Raw genomic sequence first — 25274 nt, forward strand, 5'->3', positions numbered from 1 at the left:
CATCCCAGAGGCCGCTCGGGCTACCCGAGCCGGTCCGAGGCTTAAAGATACAAGGACCTGCCGGCCTGCCGGTCAATGCCGGCCGGCCGCTTCCACGGAGCGCAGCGCGGGCCGTTCGGTGAGCAGGTCGGCCGCTTCCACCGTTTCCAGCCGCGTCGAGCGGGTCAGCTCGCGCTCCAGGCGGCGCACCCGGTCCTCGTACATGCGCGCCAGGGCGGCGTGGTGCTCGGCCGCGGCCTGGTGCTCGATGCGCGCCATCTGCGCCTCCTGCAGCAGCACGGTGGCGCGCTTGAGGTAGGCGTTGGGATTGAAGCGAAGAAGATCGAGGAGCATGGCCATCTCCATGGAGTGGGAATGCTTCCATCCTTGCCCCTCCGGCCGCCGCGCCGTGTCAGCCGTTTGCCCGTCTGCGGGACCGGTTCCGTGCAGATGCCAACTTTTTCAGTCTTCGGGCATTCTTGTCGGGCAGGCGCGAAGCGGCTGACCGAGGGCGATCTTTCAGCCCAGCCCCCACGGCGCCGGCACCTGCCGCGCGATGCGCGAGAACAACGCCTGGTAGTCCGCTTCCGGCGCGGGCGCATGGCCGGCGAGCGGGTCGCGGTTGTGGCCGAAGGCCTCGTCCAGCTCGGCCCAGTCCTCCGGCGTCAGCACGCGCTCGGCCAGGGGCAGCATCTCGCGCTCCTCCAGCGCCATGTGGGCCAGGTAGAAGTCGATGTAGCGCTGCACCGCTTCCTCGAAGGCAGCGCGGCGCGGCTCGCCCAGCATCTCGAAGGCCAGCAGGTCGTGCTCCAGGTCGCGCACGCGGCGCTCGCCGCGCGCGTGGTCGGCGTCGAGGTGGTCGAGCAGGTCGCGCGACAGCGGCGTGCGCGCGCGCAGCTTGGGAAAGAGCAGTTCCGACTCCTGCCGGTGATGGCGCTTCTCGGGGAACTCGTCGATGTAGAACAGCATGGCGCGCAGCACCTCGAAGTCGGGCAGCGTGCCCTCGCGCCGGTGATGGGCCAGCAGCAGCGGGATGGTGCGCAGCATGGCGGCCAGCGCGGTGTGCTCTTCGCGCAGGATGCGCAGGGTGGCGTGGGTCATGGCTGTCTCCTGATATGACTGGAGACTGCCACGCGCCTGCGCGCGCGGCCTTGCCGCAGATCAAAGCGCGCGCCGTTCAGCCGGCCAGGCCGAGCGCGTCCTGCGCCTCGTCGTCGAAGCCTTCCATCGGCTGCGCGCGGGCCAGCGCCATCCAGACGGCGAAGGGGATGCGCTCCACCGGCCGGCAGGTGGCGGCGCGCGCCACCACCAGCCGCTCGCCCTGCTGCACCAGCACGCCGCAGCCCTCGGGGATCTCCTCCGGCTCGGCGATGGGCCGGCCCCGGGCGTCGCGGCCCAGCACGTACCAGCACTCGCCGCCCAGGTCGAGGTAGGCGGCGCGCTTGTCGGCCTTGCGGAGGTCGCCCAGCAGGTCGGCGCGGCTGACCTTGACCTCGTGCACGACGGGCTGAGCGTAGGCCTCGACGCTGGTGTTGCGGATGGAAAAGACATCGGGCCGGGCGATGCACCAGCGCGGCTTGCCGCCCTCTTCCAGCGGCGCCAGCCGCGCGCGCAGCGTGAGGCCGCGCCAGGCGATGCGGCCGCCGCGCGTCATCTCGCGCGCCACCTGCTCGACCAGCGCCTCGTGCGCCGAGAGCGCGCCGCGGTTGCGCTGCAGCGAGCCGGCGATGTGCGCGATGCCGGCGTCGCTCACGCGCAGCGTCTCGTGGCCCTGCGGCGTGCGCACGCGCTCCAGCAGGCCGGCGGCCAGCAGGTCGATCTCGACCGGATCGCAGCACGGCCAGCCGGCGGAGCGGTAGACCTCGCGCAGCCGCCGCGCGTGCAGCCGCGTGAGCGCCGGCGACGGCGGATCGACCACGGGCGGCGGATGGCCCGGCTCCACCTGCGGCGGATCGGCCGGGGGCGGGTCGCCCGCCGGGGGCGGCGGCAGCACGATGGGCGGCGAGACGGGTGGGGGCGGCGGCTGCGGCACGTCCGGCGCGGGCGGCGGCGGGCCGATAGGCGTTTCCCCCGCGTCGGCGGGGCGGGCATGCAGGAGGGCGGCGGTCATGGTGTGTCAGCGTAGTTCAAGGCGGGCCACCTCGTGGGCTCACAAGAAAAATGCCGGGCCGCTTCCGAAGTTTTTCTTGTCCCCTTCGGGGGGCGGGCTGGGCGCAGCCCAGCCCTGGGGGCCTTCAATGGAAATCACGGCTCCTCTGCCCTTGCGCCAGCCGGCCCAGCCAGGGCGTGAAGTCGCGGAAGGCCTCGGCCACCAGGTGCTGCACCTTGCCGCCGCTGTCCTCGTCGCGCTGCCAGATGCCGCGCACCGCCAGCAGCTGCGACTTGAGCAGCGGCTCGCGCCAGGCCTCGACGACGTGGTTCCACACGATGACGTTGACCGGGCCGGTCTCGTCCTCCAGCGTGACGAAGATGGTGCCCCTGGCCGTCTGCGGGCGCTGGCGCACGGTGACGATGCCGCAGGCGCGCACCAGCGTGCCGTGGGGCAGTTCGCTCAGCTGGCGGGCGCTCAGCAGGTGGCGCCGCGCGAGGCGCGGGCGCAGCAGGGCCAGCGGGTGGCGGCGCAGCGTGAGGCTCAGCGCGGCGTAGTCGCCCACGATCTCCTCGCCTTCCGCCGCCAGGGGCAGCTGCAGCGGCGCCTCGTGCACCGGCACGCCGCGCAGCAGCGCGGACGTCCGGCGCTGCGCCGTGGCCTCCCACACCTGCTGGCGGCGGTGGCCGGCCAGGGCGCGCAGGGCCTCGGCGCCGGCCAGCGCGGCCATGTCGCGGGTGCCCAGGTCGGCGCGCAGGGCGAGGTCTTCCACGCTGGTGAAGGGCGCCTGCGCGCGGGCGTCGACCAGCCGCTGCGCGCCCTCCTTGCTCAGGCCGGCGATGCGCGACAGGCCCAGGCGCACGGCCGGCTGGCCGGCATCGCCCTGGCAATGGGCGTAGCGCGGATCGAGGTGCGGCGACGGCGCATCGGACGCACGCGGCTCCAGCGTGCTGTCGATGCCGCTGACCATCACGTCCACCGGCCGCACCTCCACGCCGTGGCGGCGTGCGTCCTGCACCAATTGCGAGGGGGTGTAGAAGCCCATGGGCTGCGAGTCGAGCATGGCCGCCAGGAAGCAAGCGGGCTCGTGCCGCTTGAGCCAGGCGCTCACCGTCACCAGCTTGGCGAAGCTGGCGGCGTGGCTCTCGGGGAAGCCGTAGTCGCCGAAGCCCTCGCACTGGCGGAAGATGTCTTCGGCGAACTGGCGGTCGTAGCCGCGATGCACCATGCCTTCGACCAATTGGTCGTGGAACTTGTCGATGCCGCCCTTGCGCTTCCACGCCGCCATCGCGCGGCGCAGGCGGTCGGCCTCGTCGGCGCTGAACCCGGCGGCGATCATGGCGATCTGCATCACCTGTTCCTGGAAGATGGGGATGCCCAGGGTGCGTTTGAGCGCCGCGTCGAGCGCCGGGTAGGGTGTGTGGATGGGCTCCTTGCGCCGCAGCTTTTCGCGGTTCTTCAGGTACGGGTGCACCATGCCGCCTTGGATCGGGCCGGGCCGCACGATGGCGACCTCGATCACCAGGTCGTAGTAGCAGCGCGGCTGCAGGCGCGGCAGCATCGACATCTGCGCGCGGCTCTCGATCTGGAACACGCCGATGGTGTCGGCCTCGCAGATCATGTCGTAGGTGGCGTCGTCGTCCACCGGCAGGTGGTGCATCTCGGTGTGCGTGCCGCGCCAGCGGTTCATGAAGTCGAGGCCGCGGCGGATGGCGCTGAGCATGCCCAGCGCCAGCACGTCGACCTTGAGCATGCCCATGTCCTCCAGGTCGTCCTTGTCCCACTGGATGACGGAGCGGTCCTTCATCGCCGCGTTCTCCACCGGCACCAGGCGGGTGAGCTTCTGCTCGGCCAGCACGAAGCCGCCCACGTGCTGCGAGAGGTGGCGCGGGAAGCCCTTGAGCGCGCGCGTCAGCTCGATCCACAGCTTCAGGCGGTGCAGGCCCTCGTGCACGCCGGCACGCTGCATCGCCTCTTCCAATCGCTGATCGAGCACCGGGTCATCGAACCAGTAGTGGTCCTTGGCGAAGGCATCGACCAGCCGCTCGTCGATGCCCAGCGCCTTGCCCACGTCGCGGATGGCGCTGCGCGAGCGGTAGCTGATGACCACGGCGGCGATGGCGGCGCGCTCGCGGCCGTATTTCTTGTAGACGTACTGAATGACCTTTTCGCGATGCTGGTGTTCGAAGTCGACGTCGATATCGGGCGGTTCGTCGCGTGCACGACTCAAGAAGCGCTCGAACAGCAAGGTGCTGTCTTCGGGGTTCACGGCCGTGATGCCCAGGCAGTAGCACACCGCCGAGTTGGCCGAAGACCCGCGACCCTGGCAAAGAATTCCTTCGTCGCGGGCGAAGCGCACCACGTCCTCGACCGTGAGGAAGAACATCTCGTATTTCTTCTCGGCGATGAGCGCGAGTTCGCTCAGTACCTGCTGGCGCACCTTGTCGGGAATGCCGTGCGGATAACGCTCGTGCGCCCCGGCCCAGGTCTTGCGCGCCAGGGTCTCGGTCGGCGTCTCGTGCTGCCCCACCACCTCCAGCGGGTACTGGTAGTGCGCACGCAGTTCCTCCAGCGAAAAGCCGCAGCGATCGCGCACCACCATCGTGTTCGCCAGCAGCTCGGGCGGATAGACCTGCGCCAGCCGCAGCCGCGGGCGCAGGTGGCGCTCGGCATTGGCCTGCCGCGCAAAGCCGCACTCGGCCACGGTGCAGCCTTCGCGCACGGCGGTGAGCACGTCCAGCAGCGGCTTGCGCGAGCGCACGTGCATGCACGCGCCGCCGGCCGCCACCAGCGGCACCCCGGCGCGTCCGCCCACTTCGCGCAGCGTGGCCAGCCAGAGGGCATCGTCCAGTTCGCTGAAGAGTTCGACGGCCAGCCAGCAGCGGCCCGGGAACAGGGCCGCTGCCTGCGCCAGGTCGGCGGCGATGGCGTCCGCGTCGGCCGGGCATCCCGGCCGACGCCGCGGCACGAAGAGGACCTCGCATTCCCGCAGGCCGGCCAGGCGCTGCGGCTCCCAGTCCAGCCGGTAGCTGCCCTTGTCCGCATGCATCCGTGCGTGCGTGATCAGTTCGCACAGGTGGCCCCAGCCCGTCAGGTTGCGGGCCAGCGCCACCAGGGTGAAGCGCTCGAACACGAACTCGCTGCCGTAGAGCAGGCGGAAGTCGGGGTTGCGCGGCGTCTTCGGCCGCTCGGGGTGGAGGCGCTCCTCCTCGTCGAGCGCCTCGATGTATTCCTTCAGTCCCGACATCGCCCGCACCACGCCGGCCACCGAGCATTCGTCGGTGATGGCCAGGCCGCGGTATTGCAGCCGCCAGGCGCGCGCCGCCAGTTCCCCCGGGTGCGAGGCGCTGCGCTGGAAGCTGAAGTTGGTGAGGCAGTGCAGTTCGGTGTAGTCGGGCAGGCCGCCGGCGCCCGCCGGGGCGAGCACGGGCTCGTTCGCCGCGGCCAGTGCCTGCCGCGCGCGCCGGCGGCGCATCTGCACTTCCTTGTCGCCCAGGTCAGGCATACAGGCCCTGCAGGAACCAGCGGGGCGCCTGGCCGGGCATGCCAGCCGATGCGCGCTCGCAGTAGACCCACACCAGGCCGGCGCCCGGGCTCTCGGCCACGTAGTAGTCGCGCCGGGCGGGCTCGCCCTCCTCCCACCAGCCGTCGCCTTCCAGCCGCTGCGGCCCCGCGAGCCGGCGCAGCGGGCCATGGAATTGAGGGTGTCCCTCCCGCAGTTCCAGCGCCACGGGCTCGCGCAGCAGCCACGCGGGCAGCAGGCCGGTGCCGGGGCCCTCCTGCGCAGGCGCAGCCGCCGGCTGCGCCTGCACGGCCGGCACCCAGGCCTGCATGCGCTCGGGGCGGTGGTCGGCCTGCGGGCGGGCGCGCAGCACCCGCTGCGGGCCCAGGCGGGCGCTGAGCTTTTCCACCAGCTGGTGCAGCGGCTCGCCGGGGCGGTTGTCCTCGGGCAGGAAACTGCGCGCCGCGCCGGCCCAGGGCGCCGTCTCCAGCACGTGCAGGCGCAGCCAGCCGGTGGGCGCGGCCAACTGCGTGAGGGCCAGCCGCTCGGCCAGCAGGCGGCGCAGGTGGGCCATGTCCTGCGTCGGCTCGGCGGTGCGCACCACCAGTTGCTGCTGGCGCGGCAGGTCGACGCCGTTCAGGCGCTTGAGGTCCAGCGTCCACTCCAGCGCGAAGGCCAGCACGCCGCGCTGGCGCGCCTGCAGCCACAGGCGCAGGCCGGCCAGCAGGCGCTGGGCGGCCCACAGCAGTTCCGGCGCGCGGGTGGCCAGGGCGGGCAGCTCGATGCGCTGGCTGAAGGTCTCGGGCAGGGTGAGCCAGGCATGCCGCTCGGGCCGCAGGCCCCAGGCGATGTCCAGCGCCTCGCGCAGTCCGGGGCCGAAGCGCCGCGCCAGCCCGCCGCGCGGCAGGGCCGCGGCCTGCCCCCAGGTGTGGCAGCCCATGCGGGCCAGCACGTCCAGGTGCGGCCGGGCGGCCGTCAGCGTCCACAGCGGCAGTGCGGCCGGCAGTTGCTGCGGCGGACGCTGGCCGGCGGCATACAGGCGCAGCCGCGCCAGCGCGACCAGGCTGGTGGCGCCCTGCACCCGCCGCACGGGCACGGGTGCCGGGTTCTCGGCGGCCATCTGGCGCATCAGCGCCTGCCGGCCGCCCCACAGGCGCTCGCAGGCCGCCACCTCGAGCAGCAGCGCTTCGTCCAGCCAGGCGACGTGCGGGGTGAAGCGCAGCGCCCACCAGCCCAGGGCCTCGGGCGCGGGCATGGCCGGCGCCTGCGGCTCCGGCGGCTCAGGCGGCCACCACAGCGCCAGCCAGTGCATGGCCTGCCTCCTGAAAGTCGGTGCGGCGCGGCCGGCGCGGATCGAGCCGCAGCACGGTGGCACCGCCACCGGCGGATGCGGCATCGGGAACGGCCATCCGCCGGCGCCGGCTGGCGGCGGCCAGCAGCGCCGCCATGTGCGCGCTGCGCGCGGGCAGCGCCAGCGGCGCGGCCATCGGCGGGCCGCGCCGCTTGAGCACCTGCACGTCCAGTTGATCGGGTCGGCCCTCCGACGGCGCCACGCGCAGCCGCAACCGCGCCGGCGAGGCGCCCTCCCTGTCCGCCTCGGGCCGCAGCACGAACAGCAGCGCCGCGTGCCGCGCAGCGGCCAGCTGCAGGCGGCGCAGTTCGGCCGCCCGCGCCTGGGGCAGCCACGCCAGGACGGCGGCGGCGCCGGCGCAGCGCAGCGCCTGCTCGCAGGCCCAGAGCCGTTCGGCCGCCGTCCCGGCGCGCACCCACAGCAGCGCCTGCACCGGCAGGCCGGCACCGGCCAGGGCCGGGCCGAAGGGCTCGTGCGGCGGGCCGACCAGCACCACCGGCGCCTCCCGCTCGGCCACCGCCGCGGCCAGGGCCGGCAGCAGCAGCGGCCACAGGGGTGCGTCGGGCGCGGGTTGCAGCAGTTCGGTGAGCGCGCCCACCGGCCAGCCGCCGCCGGGCAGTTGCGCGTCGAGCGCGGCATGGCCGGTGGGCCGGGCCGGGCCGTCGGCGGCGCCCAGCTCGTCGCCCCGCCAGAGGTCGGCGCAGGCGGCGAGTGCCTGAGGGAACGGGGAGGAAGATGGAAGTGCGGGCATCGAAGAACTGTATTTATATACAGTTATCGACGCCTTGGGCAACACGCCGGAGTGTCCCGCCCGGACATTTGATCCGAAATTGCAACCAAACTTTGCCTGCCGTTTACGCAAGCCCTTTACGCTTGCAACTTTCGCACGCCTATCCGGCTCCTGCGAACCGACCTCCTCGAAGGAACACCCACCTTGAGCTTCTTCCATCTGCCGGGCCTGGCCGTGACGGTCTGCGCCCTCGCCCTGCTGGGCGCCTGCAAGGACAAGCCCCAGTCCGCCCCTCCTGCGCTGCCCGAGGTGATGGTGCGCGCCGTCCAGCCGCAGACCGTGCCGCTGCATGCCGAGCTGCCCGGGCGCACCGCTGCCTTCATGGTGGCCGAGGTCCGGCCCCAGGTGGGGGGCATCATCCGCAGCCGCCCCTTCACCGAGGGCAGCACGGTCAAGGCCGGCCAGGTGCTCTACGAGATCGACCCCACGCCCTTCCAGGCCGAGGTGCAGCGCGCCGAGGGCGCGCTGGCCAACGCGAAGGCCACGGTCGCCTCCACCCGCGCCTTGGCCGAGCGCTACAAGGCACTGCTGCCGCAGAAGGCGGTGAGCCAGCAGGAGAACGACAACGCCCAGGCCGCCTACGAGCAGGCCAGGGCCGCCGTGAAGGTGCAGGAGGCGGCGCTGAACACCGCCCGCATCAACCTGCAGTACACGAAGGTGACGGCCCCCATCGCCGGGCGCACCAGCCGCAGCGCGGTGACGCCCGGCGCGCTGGTGTCGGCGGCGCAGGCCACGCCGCTCTTGACGATCTCGCAGCTCGATCCGATCTACGTGGACATCGCGCAGTCCAGCACCGAGGTCCTGCGCCTGCGCCAGGCGCTGGCGGCCGGCCGGCTCGACCGCGGCGACGCGGCCCAGCGCGTGGTGCTGATGCTGGAGGACGGCAGCCGCTATGCGCACGAGGGCCGCGTGCAGCTGACCGAGGTGACGGTGGACCCGAGCAGCGGCTCGGTGACGCTGCGTGCGCGCTTCCCCAACCCCGAGGGCCTGCTGCTGCCGGGCATGTTCGTGCGCGCCGTGGTGGACGAGGGCAGCACGCCGCAGGGCATCGTGGTGCCGCAGTCGGCCGTGCTGCGCGACCGGCGCGGCAACCCGATGGTGCGCGTGGTCACGGCCGACAACAAGATGGTGGAGCAGCCGGTGGCGATCGCCCGCTCGGTGGGCACCCGCTGGCTGATCAGCGAAGGCCTGAAGGCCGGCGACCGGGTGGTGCTGGCGGGCGGCCAGCACGTGCAGCCGGGCGCCACGGTCAAGCCGGTGGACGAGCCGCCGGGCGCCGCCCCCGCGCGGGACAACGGCTCCCAGGCCGCGCCCGCCGGCGCCGTCGCGTCGGCCGACGTCGCACGCAAGCCCTGACCCGGCCCCAGCGCGATGATTTCCCGCTACTTCATCGATCGGCCCATCTTCGCGTGGGTCATCGCCATCACGATCATGCTGGCCGGCGCGCTGGCCATCCACCTGCTGCCGCTGACGCGCTACCCTACGGTGGCGCCACCCTCGGTGAGCATCTTCGCCTACTACCCCGGCGCCAACGCGCAGACGCTGGAGAACAGCGTCACGCAGGTGGTCGAGCAGCAGCTCACCGGCCTGGACGGCTACCTCTACATGACGGCGCGCAGCGATTCGTCGGGCCGCGTGCAGATGCTGGTGAGCTTCCAGCCCGGCACCAACCCCGACACCGCGCAGACGCAGGTGCAGAACCGCGTGCAGCAGGCCATGCGGCGGCTGCCCACGGCCGTGCAGGAACAGGGCGTGACGGTGCGCAAGGCCGGCGTGGCCACCGACCTGTTCGCCACCATCTACGACACGACCGACCGCATGACGCCGGGCGACGTGGCGGACTTCCTGGTCAGCGACCTGCAGGACCCGATCAGCCGCGTCAACGGCGTGGGCGAGGTGCAGGCCATCGGCGGCCAGTACGCCATGCGCATCTGGCTGGACCCGTTCAGGCTGCGCGGCTACGGCATGACGCCCGACGACGTGCAGGCCGCGGTGCAGGCGCAGAACGTGCAGCTGGCCGCCGGCCAGCTGGGCGACCAGCCGGCGCCGCCGGGCCAGGAGCTCAACGCGGTGGTCAACGCGCAGTCGCGCCTGCGTACGGCCGAGCAGTTCCAGGCCATCCTGCTGCGCAGCAATCCCGACGGCTCGAAGGTGCAGCTCAAGGACGTGGCGCGCGTGGAGCTGGGCTCGTACAGCTACACCTTCAGCGGCAACTTCAACGGCCACCCCGCCTCGGGCATCGCGGTGCGGCTGGCGCCCGACGCCAACGCGCTCGAATCCATCGCTGCCGTGAAGGCGACGATCGAGCGGCTGCGCCCCGCCTTCCCCGCCGGGCTGGAGGTGTTCTACGCGCTGGACACCACGCCCTTCGTCGAGCAGGCCATCCACGACGTGGTCAAGACGCTGCTCGAGGGCATCGTGCTGGTGGTGCTGGTGATGTTCCTGTTCCTGCAGAACTGGCGCGCCACGCTGATCCCCGCCATCGCCGTGCCGGTGGTGCTGCTGGGCACCTTCGGCGTGCTGTCGGTGGCCGGCTACTCGATCAACATGCTGACCATGTTCGGCATGGTGCTGGCCATCGGCCTGCTGGTGGACGACGCCATCGTGGTGGTGGAGAACGTCGAGCGGCTCATGGCCGAGGAGCACCTCTCGCCGCGCGAGGCCACGCGCAAGTCGATGGGCGAGATCACCGGCGCGCTGATCGGCATCGGCGTGGTGCTGTCGGCCGTGTTCCTGCCGATGGCCTTCTTCGGCGGCGCCACCGGCATCATCTACCGCCAGTTCTCGATCACCATCGTGGCGGCCATGGCGCTGTCGGTGCTGGTGGCGCTGGTGCTCACGCCGGCGCTGTGCGCCACGCTGCTCAAGCAGCACGACCCGGCGCACCAGAAGAAGACCACCGGCTTCTTCGGCTGGTTCAACCGCTTCTTCGACCGCCAGGTGGCGCGCTACGACGGCAGCCTGCGCAAGCGCCTGCCGCGGCGCGGCCTGTTCATGGCGATCTATGTGTTCATCTGCGCCGGCATGGTGCTGATGTTCATGAAGACGCCCACCGGCTTCCTGCCCGACGAGGACCAGGGCTCGATCATCATCAGCTACACCCTGCCCGAGGGCTCCACGCTGGAGCAGACGCGCGCCGTGGCCGACCGCATCAGCAAGCACTTCCGCGAGAAGGAAGCGCGCAACGTGGACGGCGTGTACCTCTCGCCGGGCTTCAGCAACGCCGGCTCGGGGCAGAACCAGGGCCAGGCCTACGTGCGCCTGAAGGACTGGAGCGAGCGCCCCGGCTCCGAGAACAGCGTGTTCGCCATCCGCGACCGCGCGCGCGAGGCGCTGTCGCGCGACCCGCAGGCGCGCCTGATCACCGTCATCGTGCCGCCGGCCGTCTCGGGCCTGGGCAACTCGGCCGGCTTCGACCTGCAGCTGCAGAACATCGGCAGCCTGCCGCGCGATCGCTTCCTCGAACTGCGCAACCAGCTGCTGGACACGGCCCGCAAGGACCCGAACCTGCGCCAGGTGCGCTTCTCGGGCCTGGAGGACCAGCCGCAGCTGCAGGTGGACATCGACCGCGCCAAGGCCGGCGCGCTGGGCATCGGCCAGGGGCAGATCAACACCCTGCTGGCCTCCACCGTGGGCAGCGTGTACCTCGGCGACTTCATCGACCGCGACCGCGTCAAGAGCGTGTACATGCAGGCCGACGCGCCCTTCCGCATGAACCCCGAGGACATCGGCCTGTGGAGCCTGCGCACCGGCAGCGGCGCGATGACGCCCTTCTCGGCCATCTCCGAATCGCGCTGGGTCCACGGCCCCTCGGCGCTGTACCGCTACAACGGCATGCCCTCCTTCAACATCCAGGGCGAGGCGGCGCCGGGCTTCAGCTCGGGCGATGCGCTCAAGCGCATGGAGCAGTACGTCGCGCAGCTGCCGGACGGCGTGCAGGGCGCGTGGACGGGCCTGTCCTACCAGGAGAAGCTCGCCTCCGGCCAGGCGCTGGCGCTGTACCTCGTCTCGCTGCTGGTGGTGTTCCTGGCGCTGGCGGCGCTGTACGAGAGCTGGAGCATCCCGGTGTCGGTGCTGCTGGTGGTGCCGCTGGGCATCGTGGGCGCACTGGTGGCGGCCAACCTGCGCGGCATGGACAACGACATCTTCTTCCAGGTGGGCCTGCTCACCACCATGGGCCTGGCGGCCAAGAACGCGATCCTGATCGTCGAGTTCGCGGCCGAGGGCGAGCGCCGCGGCCTGCCGGTGTGGGACGCCGTGCTGCAGGGCGCCAAGCTGCGGCTGCGCCCGATCCTGATGACCTCGCTGGCCTTCGTGGCCGGCGTGACGCCGCTGGCCGTGGCCACCGGCGCCGGCTCGGGCAGCCAGCACGCCATCGGCACCGGCGTGATCGGCGGCATGGTCACGGGCACCGTGCTGGCGATCTTCTACGTGCCGCTGTTCTACCTGGTCGTGCGCAGCATCGGGCGCCGCAAGACGCCGGCCCACGCGGCGCCGGGCGGAGAAGCCGCCGCGTGACGCCCCCGCCGGCCGTGCGCGAGGCGCTGGCCGCAGCGCGGCGCATCGCCGTGCTCACCGGTGCCGGCATGTCGGCCGAGAGCGGCATCCCCACCTTCCGCGGCGCGCAGAACGGGCTGTGGGTGCGCTTCGACCCGCAGCAGCTGGCGACGCCGGAGGCCTTCGCGGACGACGCCGAACGCGTGTGGGCCTGGTACGAGTGGCGCCGCCTGCTCGTTGCCCAGGCGCAGCCGAACGCCGGCCACCGCGCGCTCGCCGGGCTGGCGACGCGGCCCGGCCTGGAAGCGCTGGACATCGTCACCCAGAACGTGGACGACCTGCACGAGCGCGCCGGATCGCGGGACGCCATCCACCTGCACGGCAGCCTGTTCGCGCCGCGCTGCGCCGGCTGCGGCCGGCCCTTTGACACCCCCCTGTCCGGCCAGAACACCGCCGCGCCGCTGGAGCGCCTGGCGCCGCCGCGTTGCCCGGCCTGCGGCGGCGCCGTCCGGCCGGGCGTGGTGTGGTTCGGCGAGGCGCTGCCCGAGGGCCCCTGGCAGCAGGCGATGGAGGTGGTGGCGCAGGCCGACCTGCTGCTGGTCGTCGGCACCTCCGGCCTGGTGCAGCCGGCCGCCAGCCTGCCCGCGGTGGCGCGCCGGCAGGGCACGCCCGTGGTGGTGATCAACCCCGAGCCGATGGCCGGCACCGAGCCCGGCGACCTGTACTGGGCGGCCACCGCGGCCCGGGCGCTGCCGCTGCTGCTGGCCTGAGCGGCGGCGCGCTCAGCCGGGCCCGAGAAAGCGCAGCAGCCGCGCGTCGAACGCCTGCGCCGCCTCGAACTGCACCCAGTGCCCCGCGCCCTCCACGATGCAGCCCTCGCGCAGCGGATGCCCCCGGGTGAGCGCGGCCACCAGCGCGCGGGCGTCGGCCGTCACGTCGCGCTCGCCCCACAGCAGCAGCTGCGGCACGCCGCGCTCGTCCATCGCGTCCAGCGCCTGCTGCAGGCCGCCGGCCAGCGAGGCGTCCTTGCTGCGGAAGCGCGTGGCATGGCAGGCGATGTCGTGGATCTCGAAGGCCAGCGCGTCGAGGGCGGCCGGGTCGTGCAGCATCAGCGCCTTCAGGTTGTGCGCCAGCGCCGCGCGCTCGGCGTCCCGGTCGGGCGCGGCGCGCCAGTTGACCATCTCCACCGCCAGGTGGCGCAGCGTCGCATGGCCGCCGGAGCCGGCCAGCGCCAGCCGCGCGATGTGCCCGCGCTGCACGGCGAGCTTCGCGGCCACGATGCCGCCGAAGGAAAAGCCGCCCAGGGCGATGGGCGTCCCGGCGCCGACGAGGCCGTCCAGCGTGCCTTGCAGCACGTCCAGCAGCGGCTGCAGCGGCGCCTGACCGGCGGCGGGCGCGGGCGCGGGCGGCGTGTCGGAGCCGAGGTAGCCCGGCAGGTCGGGCAGCCACAGCGCCCGTCCGGCGCTCAGCGCCGGGACGTTGCGCAGCCAGTGCATCCAGCTGCCGTGGCCGCCGTGCAGCAGCACCAGCGGCGGACCTGCCGCATCGGTCGGGCCGAAGCGGCGCCAGCGCACGCGGGTGCCGGCATGGACGGCGTCGTGGACGGTGGCCAGGGCCTCGGTGCGCGCGATCAGGGCGCGGGCCGCCGCCTCGTCGGCAGCGGAGAAGACGGATTCGGGCACGGACATGGCGGCGATTGTGGCCGGTGCCGGTGCCTTGCGACCCCGGCACGGCGGGCATGCGCGGCCGCTGCGAGGCCGTTCACCCACCGATGCCGAACAACGCACGCAGCGCGTCGCGCAAGGCCTGTTCGCCGACGACGTCGGCGTTTTCGTGCACCGCGCCCTCGACGAGCACGAAGCGCTTGGGCGCAACGGCCCGCTCGTACAGGGCGCGGCCCAACTGCGGCGAGATCATGGTGTCGCCGCCGGCGTGCACCACCAGCAGCGGCGAGCCCACCTCGGCGATGCGCGACGCGGCATCGAAATGCTGCGTCAGCAGCGGCGCCACCGGCAGCCAGCCCCAGCGGGTGCTGCGCAGCACGTCCAGCGAGGAGGTGAAGGCGCCTTCGACGATGAGGCCGTCCTCGTCCTGCACCTCGGCCGCCAGCCGCACCGCCACCGCGGCGCCCAGCGAATGGCCGAACACGAAGCGGCGCGACTGCGGATGCGCGCGCACCAGCCACTGCCAGGCGGCCCGCGCGTCTTCGGCGACCAGAGTCTCGGAGGGCATCGCCGCACTGCTGCGGCCGAAGCCGCGGTAGTCGATGCCCAGCACCGAGAAACCCTGCCGGTGCCACTGCCGCATGCGCGGAGCGCTGGCGCGCACGTCCCAGCGCACCCCATGCAGGAACAGCAGCACCGGCGCGCCGGGCTGCGCCTGCGCCAGCCACAGGCCGTGCAGGCGCACGGCCTGCCCCGCCTGCTCCGGGTGCTGCGAGACATAGTCGATCCAGACGTCCTGCATGCCCGCGGCGGCCGCATCGCCGGGCGCCCAGTCGCGATCGCCGGGCATGAAGATCCAGCGCCGCTGCTCGTGGTCCACCACCGCGCAGCCGGCCAGCGCCAGGCTGGCGGCCAGCAGCGTCCAGAGCCGGAAGGCGGCGCGGCGCATGGCGCGAAGACCGGGAAAAGCCGCAGCAGCGCGGCTCAGCGCCCGCCGGCCGCCTCGCCGAAGCGGTAGCTCGACACGGCCAGCCCGCCGACGAAATCGTCCTCGTGGTAGATGCGCACGCCCGGCTCGTCGCCCGCGGCGCCGACGGCCACCATCAGCGGCAGCAGGTGCTCCTCGCGCGGGTGGGCGATGCGCGCGGCCGGGGCGTCTTCCCAGGCCAGCAGGCCCCGCTCGCGCGCGGCGGCATCGGCGTCAACCACGGTGCGGTTCAGCCAGTCGTCGAAGGCCTTCGACGGCGCGGCGGCCTGCGGCCCGAAGGCGCGCAGGTTGTGGTAGCTCAGGCCGCTGCCGACGATCAACACGTCCTCGTCGCGCAGCGGCGCCAGGGCGCGGCCCAGCGCGAGGTGCTCGGCCGGGTCCAGCCCGCGCCTGAGCGACAGCTGCACCACCGGCACGTCGGCGTCCGGGTAGATGGCCCTCATGGGCGAGAACATGCCGTGGTCGTAGCCGCGCTCGGCATCGAGCGCCGCCGGCAGCCCGGCCGCCGCCAGCAGGCCGTGCACGCGCTCGGCCAGCGCCGGGTCGCCCGGCGCGTCGTAGCGCACGCTGTAGGTGTGCAGCGGGAAGCCGCCGTAGTCGTAGACCATCGGCGGACGGGGGTTCGCCTGCACGGTGAAGGCGGGGCGCTCCCAGTGGGCCGAGACCATCAGGATGGCGCGCGGCCGGCGGCCGATCTGGCGCGGCATGTCGGCCAGCGCGGCCTCCAGCTTCGCGTAGGTGTCGCCCATCTCGGCCTTCATCCAGGGCCAGGGGCCGCCGCCGTGGGAGATGAAGTAGGTCGGGAGTCGGTTCGTCGTGGTCATCGCATGGGTCCTCGTGGTGTGAATGTAGGGATTGCCCAGGCGGAAATCGATGGCGCTACATTCAATGGTCGATTTCTCCTGGAGAAAGCATCGCCATGGACCGCCTGACCAGCCTGCGCCTGTTCCGCGAAGTGGTGGAAGCCGGCAGCTTCGCCCGTGCCGCCGAGGCGATGGGCCTGTCGGCCCCTATGGCGAGCAAGCACGTGGCGCAGCTGGAGCGCCGCCTGGGCGTGCGCCTGCTCAACCGCTCCAGCCGCCACCTGAGCCTGACCGAGGCCGGCCGCACCTGGTACGAGCAGAGCAGCCAGGCGCTGGACCTGCTGGACGCCGCCGAGGCGGCGCTGGGCAGCCGCGCCGACGCCACCCCGCGCGGCCTGCTGAAGGTGAGCGCGCCGGTGTGGTGCGCCACGCCGCGCATCGCCCGCCTGCTGGCCGACTACCGGACGCAGTGCCCCGAGGTGCTGGTCGACATGCACCTGGCCAACCGCCGGGTCGACCTGGTGGCCGACGGCTTCGACCTGGCGCTGCGCGCCACGCAGGAGCCCTCGCCGGCGCTGATCGCGCGGCCGCTGTGCCCGGTGCCCTTCCACCTCGTCGCCGCGCCCAGCTACCTGCGGCGCGCCGGCGCGCCGCAGGCGCCGGCCGACCTGGCGCGGCTGGCCGCCATCGTGCCCAGCTACGTCAACCTGGAGGGCCTGAGCCTGCGCGGCCCCGGCGGGCGCCAGGCGGCGCTGCGCCTGGCGCCCGCGCTGCGCTCGGACGACACCACGCTCACGCTGCACGCGGTGCGCGCCGGCATGGGGATGGCCTACCTGCCCGGCTGGCTGGTCGACGAGGACCTGGCCGCCGGCACCCTGGCCGAGCTGCTGCCGGCCTGGCGGGCGCCGGCCAACACGCTGTTCGCCGTCTACACCAGCCGCCGGTACATGGCCCCCAAGCTGCGCAGCTTCATCGACTTCCTGGCTGCTCGGTTGGCGGCGTAGCGCCGTCCCGCCACGCCTGTCCGATTCCTTATGATCGCGGACGCGTGCAAGACGCTCCCGGACCCGCGGGAAGGGTTGAACCCACTTGCCTCCATCTGCCCATCCACGCCTTTTGTGCAGCCGACGCTGCGGGTCATCGGCCTCTGATGCACGGAGGTGTCCATGAAGCGCATTCCCCCACGGCCCGACATCGGCCAGTTGAAGAAGCAGGCCAAGGAGTTGCTTGCCCTCTATCGCCGCGGCGATCCTGCAGCGATGCAGCGGTTCCGCGCCTGCCTGCCCGCCGCCCGCGGCCAGGACGACGAAGGCCTGGCCGCCCGGTCCCTGCGCCTGCACGACGCCCAGTCCTGCGTGGCGCGCGAATACGGCTTTCCTTCCTGGGCCGACCTGCAGCTTTTCGTGCTCGCGCGCCGGGCGCTGGCCGACGACCCGGCCCAGGCGCTGCACCACTGGCTGCGCCTGGTCTATGCCGGCGACGTTGCCGGCGGCAACGACACGCACCGCCCCGCCGTGGCCGCACGGATGCTGGCCGAGAACCCGGCGCTGCCCGGCGACGACCCCTACCTGGCCTGCGCCATCGGCGATGAAGCAGCCCTCCGGCGCGCCACCGAACGCGATCCGGGCTGGATCCATCGCGAGGGCGGGCCCCTGCATCTGCCGCCGCTGGTGGCCGTGACCCATTCAGGGCTCGCCACCCGGCCGGGCGTGCGCGAGCGCCTGCGCGATTGCGCGCGGTTCCTGCTGAGCGCCGGCGCGTCGCCCCACCAGTCCATCGGCAGCCGCTGGCCTCCGGCCTCGCTCGAGGCGCCGTCGCCGACCGAACGGCTCTCGGCGCTCTACGGCGCCGCCGGCAAGGCCCGCGACCCGCAACTGACGCAGTTGCTGCTGGAGGCAGGCGCCGACCCCGACGACGGCGAGTCGCTCTATCACTCGCTCGAAGCGCCGGCGTGCACCCGGCTGCTGCTGGAAGCGGGCGCGCGCATCGCCGGCACGAACGCGATGTACCGCGCCCTCGACCTCGACGACGTGGACCTGCTGCAGCTGCTGCTGGCCCACGGCGGCGACGCGAACGAGCCGCCCCTGGGGCCGCCCACGTCCGATTGGGGGTCGCCCTTGCTGTGGGCCATCCGCCGCCGCCGTTCGCTCGCGCACGTCCAGGCCCTGCTCGCGGCAGGAGCCCGGGCGGACGCCTGCACGCAGGATGGCGTGCCGGCCCGCACATGGGCGCTTCGCTTCGGACGGCCCGACGTCGCGGAATTGCTGGGGCATGCGAGCGCCGGCCGCGGGCCCCTGGCCGCGGACGAGGCCTTCGTGGCGGCCTGCGCGCGCGGCGACGCTGCGTCGGCGCGCGCGATCCAGGCGGCCCACCCGGGCATGATCGATGCGCTCGGCGACGCCCAGCTGCGCCTGCTTCCCGAACTGGCGGAACAGGGCTGCGGCGATGCCGTCAGGGCCATGGTGGCCTGCGGCTGGCCCCTGGAGATCCGCGGAGGCGACATCGATGCCACCGCCCTCAACCATGCCGTGTTCCGCGGCGATGCCGGCCTGACCCGCTTCCTGCTTGAGCACGGCGCGGATTGGCGGACGCTGCACGGGTTCGGGGACAACGCGTGCGGCAGCCTGTCCTGGGCCTCGCTCAACGAGCCGGTGGAAGGCGGCGACTGGGTCGGGTGCGCCCGGGCCCTGTGCGCCCACGGCCTGCCGCCCGCGCGACCCGACCCGGGCGGCGCGGACATCGTGCTGGTCGGCGACAGGCGCTACCGGTTCGCGGACGACGTCGCGGACGCGCTGCTCGATGCCGGCGGGCCGCCGGGCCCGGAGGTGCCGCGCGCCCGCAGCTGACGGCAGCAACTTGGGGCTTTCACCTACAACATCGGCGCCGCAGCGGCGCACACTGCCAATGCGCGTGGACGAGAGACCCTCCGGACACGGCGTCGGTGAAACAGGCAGCAGCCTCCGTGAGGCCGCCTCGGCGGCCTCGGTGCATTGCGAAGGGGATGCCCGCCGCAAAGCCAGCAGGCTGCCACCCAGGACCCGGCGCGCCGGAGATCATCCGCCAGCGTGAAAGGGCGCCCCAACGGCGCCCTTTCTCATGTCCGTCTCCGGCAGGATCCCGGCCGCGCCGCTACAGTGACGCGCTTTGCCCGGGAGACACCGCGCCTTGCCGTTCCGCTTCTTCGAAAAGCTGCTTTCCCCCTACCCGCCCGCCGAGCCGGCGCTGCCGCCCAAGGGATTCTTCGCCTTCCTGTGGGCCTGCACCGAGGGCACGCGCGGCGCCGTGGCCTGGATGGCGCTGCTGACGGCCGTCATGTCGGCCTTCGAGGCGCTGCTGTTCGGCCTGCTGGGCCGGGTGGTGGACTGGCTGGCCGGCGTGGCGCCCGGGCGCCTGTGGGCCGAACGCGGCACGCCCCTCGCGTGGCTGGCGGTGGCGCTGGCCGCCAGCATCGTGGTGGTGGCGCTGCAGACCATCGTCAAGCACCAGGTGCTGGCGATCAACCTGCCGATGCGCCTGCGCTGGAACTTCCACCGCCTGATGCTGGGCCAGAGCATGGCCTTCTACCAGGACGAATTCGCCGGCCGCATCACCACCAAGGTGATGCAGACCGCGCTGGCGGTGCGCGACACGCTGTTCGTGCTGGCCGACGTGCTGGTGGCGATGGCGACCTACGTGGCCACCATCGTGGTGCTGGCGGGCGTGTTCGCGGGCGCGCTGGTGTGGCCCTTCCTGGGCTGGCTGGCGCTCTACCTGCTGGCGATGTGGTACTTCGTGCCGCGCCTGGGCCGCATCGGCAAGGCGCAGGCCGACGCGCGCTCGGTGATGGTGGGCCGCGTGACCGACGCCTACACCAACATCGCCACCGTCAAGCTGTTCTCGCACACGCACCGCGAGGCCGCCTTCGCCCGCGCCGCGATGCAGGACTTCGCCCGCACCGGCTACGCGCAGATGCGCCTGGTCAGCGCCTTCGAGATCGTCAACCACGCCCTGGCGATGGGCCTGGTGGCCGGCATGGCGGGCGCAGCCCTGTGGATGTGGGACCACGGCGCCGTCGGCGTCGGCGCCGTGGCCGCCGCCACCGCGATGGCGCTGCGGCTGCAGGGCATGTCGCACTGGATCATGTGGGAGACCACCAGCCTGTTCGAGAGCGTGGGCACGGTGCAGGACGGCATCAACACGCTGAGCCGGCCGCGTGCGGTGGTCGACGCGCCGGACGCGAAGCCGCTGGCCGTCACGCAGGGGGAAGTGCGCTTCGAGGACGTCACCTTCCGCTACGGCGAGGGCAAGCCGCCCGTCATCGACCGGCTGAGCCTGACCGTGCGGCCGGGCGAGCGCATCGGGCTGGTCGGCCGCTCCGGCGCGGGCAAGTCCACCCTGGTGAACCTGCTGCTGCGCTTCCACGACATCGAGTCGGGCCGCGTGCTGATCGACGGGCAGGACATCGCCCACGCGACGCAGGACTCGCTGCGCGCCCACATCGGCATGGTCACGCAGGACACCAGCCTGCTGCACCGCTCGCTGGCCGACAACATCGCCTACGGCCGGCCCGACGCGACGGAGACGCAGATCCGCGCCGCCGCCGAGCGCGCCGAGGCCAGCGGCTTCATCGACCAGCTCACCGACCTGCACGGCCGGCGCGGCCTCGCGGCGCACGTTGGCGAGCGCGGCGTCAAGCTCTCGGGCGGGCAGCGCCAGCGCATCGCCATCGCGCGGGTGATGCTCAAGGACGCGCCCATCCTGCTGCTGGATGAGGCCACCAGCGCGCTCGACTCCGAGGTGGAAGCGGCCATCCAGCAGAGCCTGAACACGCTGATGCAGGGCAAGACCGTGATCGCCATCGCGCACCGCCTCTCGACCATCGCCGCGATGGACCGCCTGATCGTGCTGGACGCCGGCCGCGTGGTGGAGGAAGGCACGCACCGCGAGCTGCTGGCGCAGGGCGGCCTGTACGCGCGGCTGTGGGCGCACCAGAGCGGGGGCTTCCTGGGCGAGGACGATGCGTGGGAGGCAGCAGCGTAGAACTTTTTCCTGTGTCGCTGGCCAGGGTCGCTACCAGGGCCGCCACCACGGCTTGCCGCCGGCCGAGACTTCCTTCAGCAAGCGCTGGATGTTGCGCATCTCGCCGGGCGGGAACGCGGGCCCCTTTCCCGACAGAATCCACTCGTAGGTCCGAGCCGCTTCGTCCCACAGGCGTTGCGCGCGCTGGGCGTCGGCCAGTTCCAGCGCCGCCTGCCGGGCGCGTTGCGCGAAATCCTCGCCTGCATGCCCCGTACACAGGTCCAGCACGCGGCGGCAAGCATCGGCAGCCTCCGCGTGACGGCCCAGCGCAGTCAACGCCAGGGTCTTGTTGCGCAAGGCACGCACCTCGCGCAACCGCACCTGGGGCGTTTGCGACATGTCGCGCTGGTACTCCACCACGCGCTCGTAGGCCGTGATGGCCGACGGGAGATCGCCGCTCTCGTCGATCAGCACCGCACGGTTGTACAGGCCACCGGCCACGGCATCAGCGACTTCTTCATCGCCGTCGCCCTGCCGACCGACGAAATCGGCCAGCAAATCGTAGGCGGCGACTGCGGCCGCACGATCGCCCAGCCGGTTCAAGGCAATGCCCAGATGCACGCAGGCGCGGGAACGCCGGCGGAGAATCCGCGTTTCGGTCTCGGGCCTCAGTGCGGCATCGGCAGTGCGGTCGATCACCTGCTGCGCGGCCTGCGCCAGCGCCTGCCATTGCTTGCCGGACAGCAAGTCGAAACACAACTGCCCAAGTGCGACCACTCCGAGCAAACGTACTTGCGGATCGGTGGCTTGGCTGGCCTGTTCTGCCACCTCACGGTATATCGAAGCAGCTTCATGCAGCTCGCCCTTTCCCGAGATCTCGTCAGCTTCACCCAATCGCGCCAGCAACGGCGCATAGGTCGGATCACGTTTTATACCGGTAACGGCGGCGCTTGCACCCTTGAGTGCGAGCACGGACAGGTTCTCCCGCGCCGCCGCCACCGTTCCACGCAAGTCGCCATCGCCGTCATTCGCAAAACGATCGATGAGCATGCGATAGGCCTGCGCCGCCGCGTCCAGGTCACCGTTGCGCGCAAGGATGCCGCCCTGCCGCAACTGGCGCGTAGCGTCGATACGACGGATGGCAAGGTCGCGGTCCTCGCAGAACACTTGCTCGAAGCGTGCCATGGCGGCCAACGCTCGTGTCTGCCGCCCGGGATCGGTCTCGTTTTCACTCAACGCATCCTGCCATTCGGAGAACAGCGCATTGGCGGCATGCAGGCGGACCTTCGGGCTGGCATCGGCGGCGAAGCGTTCGAGCAAGGCATCGATCTCGCGTGCAGCCTCTTGCGCGTGTCCGCGTTCGCGCAGGTCACGTCCGTACCAATAGCCCGCTTCGGCAATGCAGGCGCGGTGGGCTGTCGTCATCCATTCGCCGACCGGCTCCCGCCGTAACGCCGCGCACACCGCAAGGGCATCGTCGCCACGCCCCAGATCGGTCAGGGCGATGGCGCGGTCCAGGCGCGCACACGCCACATGCCGCGCGATTTCAGGGTCTTTGGACGATTCAAAGCGCCCGATGAAGGCGGCCAGCGTGGCTTCGCCCTCATGCGGGCGCCGCAGTTGCGTCTGCGCACTACCCAGGCGCAGCCATGCCGGCGCCACGCTTTCCAGCACGCGCGCATCGGCCTCCTTGTCGTAGTGCGACAGCAATGCCTGCCATTGCGCGCATTCCCAATCGGAATAGCGATTCGCGTCGGGCGCAGCCGACGAGATCCAGCGCAGGAAAAACACCGCCAGCCGCGCCCGGACCTCGGGTTGGCCCACTGATGCGAAGCGCGCCAGCAACCGATGCATCACCGCATCGGCAGCCTGCCCATCGGACGCTGCACGGTGCAGGTCGGAGACTTCCCGCGACAGCGCGTCACAGGCCCACAGCGCCGCCAGGTCCAGTTCCTCGTCGCGCGCCTGCTGGAACCATGCATCGAGAACCTCTTGCCCATCCGACGCCAGTACCGCGCTATCCCGGCCAAGGCTGCGCAACGCTTGCAGACGGCCGCGGTGCGCATCCAGGCGATTGACGCGCGGCGCCCCCAGGATGGCATTCACCGGCTCGCCATCCGGCTCGGCCAGATAGGTGTCGAGCAGCTCGACCGCCTGCTGCGGATCGTCGGTGATGGCCGCCGCCAGATAGAGTGCGCGCAGGCGAATCTGCCGCAGTGCCCTGTCATCCGTCGTCTTCAGCCGCTCGGCCAATGCGATGTAGGCCTCCAGCGCCTCGCTCTCGCGTTCCAGTTCGCGCAACCACGCAGCACGCGCCAAAGCAGCCAGGCCATGCAACCGGCGCATTTCGACAGTTTCGTCATCGCCGCCATAACGCACCAGGAATTGTTCGCTGGCGCGCAGGGCATCGACCTGCTGCACGATGTCGCGGCCTTCGTCGGAATCACGGAAGGCCGCGAACTCGATGCGTGCTACCTCCACGCGCAGTTCGGGCTCAGCGGCCAGTGCCCGCGACAGCCGCAGCGCCCACTGCTGCGCCTCGTCGCAACGCCCCTGCGCGACCAGCAATTCCACCAACGCGAGGCCTGCTTGTGCGCGGATATCACTGCCGCCGGCAGGCAGCGACGATTCATCCAGCAATGCCGTCAGCCCTTCCTCTGCCGCCGCATCGTTGCCGGCCTCAATCATGGCTCGAATCCGCTGCCAGTCTTCTCTCTGCATCTCCATTCCTCCTCCCATGTTGACGCGGGGCGGCACGGAATTCCCCTTCGGCAATCAGTTGCCGGCAAGGGCACGGCGCGCGCAGACAGATGTCGTGGCGCACCCGCCATTGCCGCCATGCACGACCATCATTTCCCCGTTCCCGGAGACTTGCCCTGTTGCCACAACGCCCTCTGGATTTCGTCATCCATGACGCACTGCTGCATGATCCGTTCGGGCAATCCCTCCAGCATCATGCCCGCGAACTCCGGCGGCGGTGCCCGCAACGCACTTCCTGCTGGCGATGACAGAAACATCCGTATCTCGCGCCTGCGGTCTTCATCCAGCCTCTTCAGCCAAGCCTCCGTCTCATCCGGCGAGGCCTGCATGGCACCGGCGTGCCGGAAGAACTCCTGCCCTACCGGCAAGTCCGCGAACTCGAGCAGATCGCGGATGTTGGCCTCGCCACGAAGCCAATGCACGAGGCCTACCCGCCTGCGTTCGGACATCACCGCATCGAACTCGCTGAGAAAGCACTCCGCGTACGCCTTCTCCCAAACCGGCCACGGCGCATCGCCCAGGTCGAGATCATCGAACTCCTGGATAAGGTCGGCCTTGAAATCGGAGAACGATTTCCCGGCAAGTTCGGCCGCACGGATCCGCACCTTGCCAACCCATCGATCGAAGCCGACAAGTGCCCCGGCACGTTCGATGGCGGCATCACCCAGCGCGCCCGCGCCGGACCCCATTGCGGGAACATGCACCGCCGTTGCGATTGCGAGCCCTGCGATCCATCGCGCCAAACCACACGGCGTCCTCATGCCCGCTCCTGCCGGTCGACTCGCGCGATCACGCCGCCAGCGGGACCGTGCATGTGCCGAACGCCAGCCAGTGCCTGCGACACCCACCGCGCCCAGCCCCGCGCCTCGTCGCAACGCCCCTGCGCTACCAACCGTTTGACCAGCACGAGACCGGCTTGCGCAAGAATGTCGCCGCTGCCTCCTCCTCGCTCTGGCAGTTCTGCCAGCAGCGCAGGCAGCCCCGCCTCAGCTGCCTGGTCGTCGCCAGCATCGAGCATGGCCTGTATCGTCTGCCAGCTTTGCTCCAGTGCGCTTTCCTGTGTCGTGCTCATGACGCTGTTCCTCCCCTGATGGCCGTCTCCGGATTCGTCCGGCAGCCACGTCTTATAGCGGAGAGGCGACAGCGCAACCGCATCTCCACCGGCAGAATTGGTCGATAACGTCACGGTCGGCCGCACCGTGCGCGTACTACAGTACGCGGAACCCATGAAAACCCTGCTGATCGTCTACCACAGCCTCACCGGCGGCACGCAGCAGATGGCCGAGGCCGCCGCAGAGGCGGCCCGGGCGCAGGAGGGCGTGGCGGTGCGCCTGCAGCGCGCGGTGGACACCGGCCCGGACGACCTGCTGGCCGCCGACGGCTACCTCTTCGGCACGCCGGAGAACCTGGCCTCGATGGCCGGCCTGATGAAGGACTTCTTCGACCGCTGCTACTACCCGGTGCTGGGCCGGCTCAACGGCCGTCCCTACGCCGCCATGATCTGCGCCGGCAGCGATGGCCAGAACGCGCTGCGCCAGCTGGAGCGCATCGCCACCGGCTGGCGCCTGCGCAGCGTGGCGCCGGGGCTGATCGTGTGCACCCACGCGCAGACGCCGGAGCGCATCTTCGCGCCCAAGCAGATCGGTGCCGAAGACCGCGCGCGCTGCGCCGACCTGGGCGGCGCGCTGGCGGCCGGGCTGGCGCTGGGCGTGTTCTGAAGCGATCGGGCACCGCCCCATTTCTATGGTCCAATTTCGGGTTCCGCGCGCCCGCGGGCGGCCCGCGCCACCCTTTCCCGACCATGAGCACCATCCTCCAATCCCTCCCCACCGGCCAGAAGGTCGGCATCGCCT

At 71.9% G+C, this 25274-nt stretch carries 19 protein-coding genes; 7 read left to right on the top strand and 12 right to left on the bottom strand.

The features are described from left to right. Positions 1–72 precede the first annotated feature (72 nt). The 6 genes from ACIY1X_RS10535 to imuA form a co-directional block, all read right to left on the bottom strand. Positions 73–333, bottom strand: a complete 261-nt coding sequence (locus ACIY1X_RS10535; protein ID WP_038213087.1) for a hypothetical protein — start codon at positions 331–333, stop codon at positions 73–75. A 165-nt stretch (positions 334–498) separates the two neighbouring features. Further along, positions 499–1080: a hemerythrin domain-containing protein gene (locus ACIY1X_RS10540; RefSeq protein ID WP_399680370.1), complete on the bottom strand. Its 582-nt coding sequence runs from the start codon at positions 1078–1080 to the stop codon at positions 499–501. A gap of 76 nt (positions 1081–1156) precedes the next feature. Then, positions 1157–2089: a hypothetical protein gene (locus tag ACIY1X_RS10545; RefSeq protein WP_399680372.1), complete on the bottom strand. Its 933-nt coding sequence runs from the start codon at positions 2087–2089 to the stop codon at positions 1157–1159. 124 nt (positions 2090–2213) lie between these two features. Continuing rightward, the gene (locus tag ACIY1X_RS10550; RefSeq protein WP_399680374.1) at positions 2214–5573 is read right to left on the bottom strand and encodes an error-prone DNA polymerase; all 3360 of its coding nucleotides are present in this window, start codon (positions 5571–5573) and stop codon (positions 2214–2216) included. Continuing rightward, entirely contained in the window at positions 5566–6882 is a 1317-nt protein-coding gene (locus tag ACIY1X_RS10555) for a DNA polymerase Y family protein (RefSeq protein WP_399680376.1), read from the bottom strand. The genes ACIY1X_RS10550 and ACIY1X_RS10555 overlap by 8 nt, the downstream gene beginning before the upstream one ends. After that, positions 6851–7672: a translesion DNA synthesis-associated protein ImuA gene (gene imuA, locus ACIY1X_RS10560; protein ID WP_399680378.1), complete on the bottom strand. Its 822-nt coding sequence runs from the start codon at positions 7670–7672 to the stop codon at positions 6851–6853. Before imuA ends, ACIY1X_RS10555 begins: the two co-directional genes overlap by 32 nt. A gap of 183 nt (positions 7673–7855) precedes the next feature. Here imuA and ACIY1X_RS10565 point away from each other — a divergent pair, with 183 nt between their 5' ends. The 3 genes from ACIY1X_RS10565 to ACIY1X_RS10575 are packed head-to-tail and all read left to right on the top strand — an operon-like array spanning position 7856 to position 12978. Continuing rightward, entirely contained in the window at positions 7856–9067 is a 1212-nt protein-coding gene (locus ACIY1X_RS10565) for an efflux RND transporter periplasmic adaptor subunit (protein WP_399680380.1), read from the top strand. Positions 9068–9085: 18 nt separating this feature from the next. Next, a complete protein-coding gene (locus tag ACIY1X_RS10570) occupies positions 9086–12229 on the top strand; it encodes an efflux RND transporter permease subunit (protein WP_399680401.1) in 3144 nt (1047 codons plus the stop codon). Further along, positions 12226–12978, top strand: a complete 753-nt coding sequence (locus ACIY1X_RS10575) for an SIR2 family NAD-dependent protein deacylase (protein WP_399680382.1) — start codon at positions 12226–12228, stop codon at positions 12976–12978. The genes ACIY1X_RS10570 and ACIY1X_RS10575 overlap by 4 nt, the downstream gene beginning before the upstream one ends. Positions 12979–12990: 12 nt before the next feature. Here the strand turns inward: ACIY1X_RS10575 and ACIY1X_RS10580 are convergent, their stop codons facing one another. The 3 genes from ACIY1X_RS10580 to ACIY1X_RS10590 form a co-directional block, all read right to left on the bottom strand. Then, positions 12991–13896: an alpha/beta fold hydrolase gene (locus ACIY1X_RS10580; protein WP_399680384.1), complete on the bottom strand. Its 906-nt coding sequence runs from the start codon at positions 13894–13896 to the stop codon at positions 12991–12993. 73 nt (positions 13897–13969) lie between these two features. After that, positions 13970–14821 (bottom strand): alpha/beta hydrolase, encoded by an 852-nt coding sequence (locus tag ACIY1X_RS10585; RefSeq protein ID WP_399680386.1) that lies wholly within the window; start codon positions 14819–14821, stop codon positions 13970–13972. 35 nt (positions 14822–14856) lie between these two features. Then, positions 14857–15684, bottom strand: a complete 828-nt coding sequence (locus ACIY1X_RS10590) for a DODA-type extradiol aromatic ring-opening family dioxygenase (protein ID WP_399680387.1) — start codon at positions 15682–15684, stop codon at positions 14857–14859. 95 nt (positions 15685–15779) lie between these two features. Between ACIY1X_RS10590 and ACIY1X_RS10595 the strand changes: the two genes are divergently transcribed. From ACIY1X_RS10595 to ACIY1X_RS10605, 3 genes are all read left to right on the top strand, one after another. Then, the gene (locus ACIY1X_RS10595) at positions 15780–16667 is read left to right on the top strand and encodes a LysR family transcriptional regulator (RefSeq protein ID WP_399680389.1); all 888 of its coding nucleotides are present in this window, start codon (positions 15780–15782) and stop codon (positions 16665–16667) included. 162 nt (positions 16668–16829) lie between these two features. Continuing rightward, on the top strand, positions 16830–18509 hold the full coding sequence (locus ACIY1X_RS10600) for a hypothetical protein (RefSeq protein ID WP_399680391.1): 1680 nt from the start codon (positions 16830–16832) through the stop codon (positions 18507–18509). 319 nt (positions 18510–18828) lie between these two features. Next, positions 18829–20682 carry an ABC transporter ATP-binding protein gene (locus tag ACIY1X_RS10605; RefSeq protein WP_399680392.1) on the top strand — a complete coding sequence of 618 codons (1854 nt, stop codon included), beginning with the start codon at positions 18829–18831 and terminating at the stop codon, positions 20680–20682. 30 nt (positions 20683–20712) lie between these two features. On the opposite strand, the gene ACIY1X_RS10610 is transcribed toward ACIY1X_RS10605, so the two are convergent. The 3 genes from ACIY1X_RS10610 to ACIY1X_RS10620 form a co-directional block, all read right to left on the bottom strand. Next, positions 20713–23382 carry a hypothetical protein gene (locus tag ACIY1X_RS10610; RefSeq protein WP_399680394.1) on the bottom strand — a complete coding sequence of 890 codons (2670 nt, stop codon included), beginning with the start codon at positions 23380–23382 and terminating at the stop codon, positions 20713–20715. Positions 23383–23510: 128 nt separating this feature from the next. Beyond that, positions 23511–24164, bottom strand: coding sequence for a hypothetical protein (locus ACIY1X_RS10615; RefSeq protein ID WP_399680395.1), 654 nt, complete (start codon positions 24162–24164; stop codon positions 23511–23513). Between the two features lie 14 nt (positions 24165–24178). Further along, positions 24179–24493, bottom strand: coding sequence for a hypothetical protein (locus ACIY1X_RS10620; RefSeq protein ID WP_399680397.1), 315 nt, complete (start codon positions 24491–24493; stop codon positions 24179–24181). A gap of 154 nt (positions 24494–24647) precedes the next feature. Here ACIY1X_RS10620 and ACIY1X_RS10625 point away from each other — a divergent pair, with 154 nt between their 5' ends. After that, complete coding sequence (locus ACIY1X_RS10625; RefSeq protein ID WP_399680399.1) at positions 24648–25139, top strand: flavodoxin family protein; 492 nt, start codon at positions 24648–24650, stop codon at positions 25137–25139. Positions 25140–25274 lie beyond the last annotated feature (135 nt).

Origin of the sequence: Xenophilus sp. (assembly GCF_044462705.1) — a bacterium.
GTDB classification, from domain to species: Bacteria; Pseudomonadota; Gammaproteobacteria; order Burkholderiales; family Burkholderiaceae_C; genus Xenophilus; species Xenophilus azovorans.

What these genes read in the sequence shown, in the direction of transcription:
- ACIY1X_RS10550 (WP_399680374.1), bottom strand. Translation starts at nt 5,573, where the DNA reads ATGCCTGACCTGGGCGACAAGGAAGTGCAGATGCGCCGCCGGCGCGCG.
- ACIY1X_RS10590 (WP_399680387.1), bottom strand. Translation starts at nt 15,684, where the DNA reads ATGACCACGACGAACCGACTCCCGACCTACTTCATCTCCCACGGCGGC.
- ACIY1X_RS10535 (WP_038213087.1), bottom strand. Translation starts at nt 333, where the DNA reads ATGCTCCTCGATCTTCTTCGCTTCAATCCCAACGCCTACCTCAAGCGC.
- imuA (WP_399680378.1), bottom strand. Translation starts at nt 7,672, where the DNA reads ATGCCCGCACTTCCATCTTCCTCCCCGTTCCCTCAGGCACTCGCCGCC.
- ACIY1X_RS10610 (WP_399680394.1), bottom strand. Translation starts at nt 23,382, where the DNA reads ATGCAGAGAGAAGACTGGCAGCGGATTCGAGCCATGATTGAGGCCGGC.
- ACIY1X_RS10625 (WP_399680399.1), top strand. Translation starts at nt 24,648, where the DNA reads ATGAAAACCCTGCTGATCGTCTACCACAGCCTCACCGGCGGCACGCAG.
- ACIY1X_RS10595 (WP_399680389.1), top strand. Translation starts at nt 15,780, where the DNA reads ATGGACCGCCTGACCAGCCTGCGCCTGTTCCGCGAAGTGGTGGAAGCC.
- ACIY1X_RS10545 (WP_399680372.1), bottom strand. Translation starts at nt 2,089, where the DNA reads ATGACCGCCGCCCTCCTGCATGCCCGCCCCGCCGACGCGGGGGAAACG.
- ACIY1X_RS10580 (WP_399680384.1), bottom strand. Translation starts at nt 13,896, where the DNA reads ATGTCCGTGCCCGAATCCGTCTTCTCCGCTGCCGACGAGGCGGCGGCC.
- ACIY1X_RS10620 (WP_399680397.1), bottom strand. Translation starts at nt 24,493, where the DNA reads ATGAGCACGACACAGGAAAGCGCACTGGAGCAAAGCTGGCAGACGATA.
- ACIY1X_RS10600 (WP_399680391.1), top strand. Translation starts at nt 16,830, where the DNA reads ATGAAGCGCATTCCCCCACGGCCCGACATCGGCCAGTTGAAGAAGCAG.
- ACIY1X_RS10585 (WP_399680386.1), bottom strand. Translation starts at nt 14,821, where the DNA reads ATGCGCCGCGCCGCCTTCCGGCTCTGGACGCTGCTGGCCGCCAGCCTG.
- ACIY1X_RS10555 (WP_399680376.1), bottom strand. Translation starts at nt 6,882, where the DNA reads ATGCACTGGCTGGCGCTGTGGTGGCCGCCTGAGCCGCCGGAGCCGCAG.
- ACIY1X_RS10540 (WP_399680370.1), bottom strand. Translation starts at nt 1,080, where the DNA reads ATGACCCACGCCACCCTGCGCATCCTGCGCGAAGAGCACACCGCGCTG.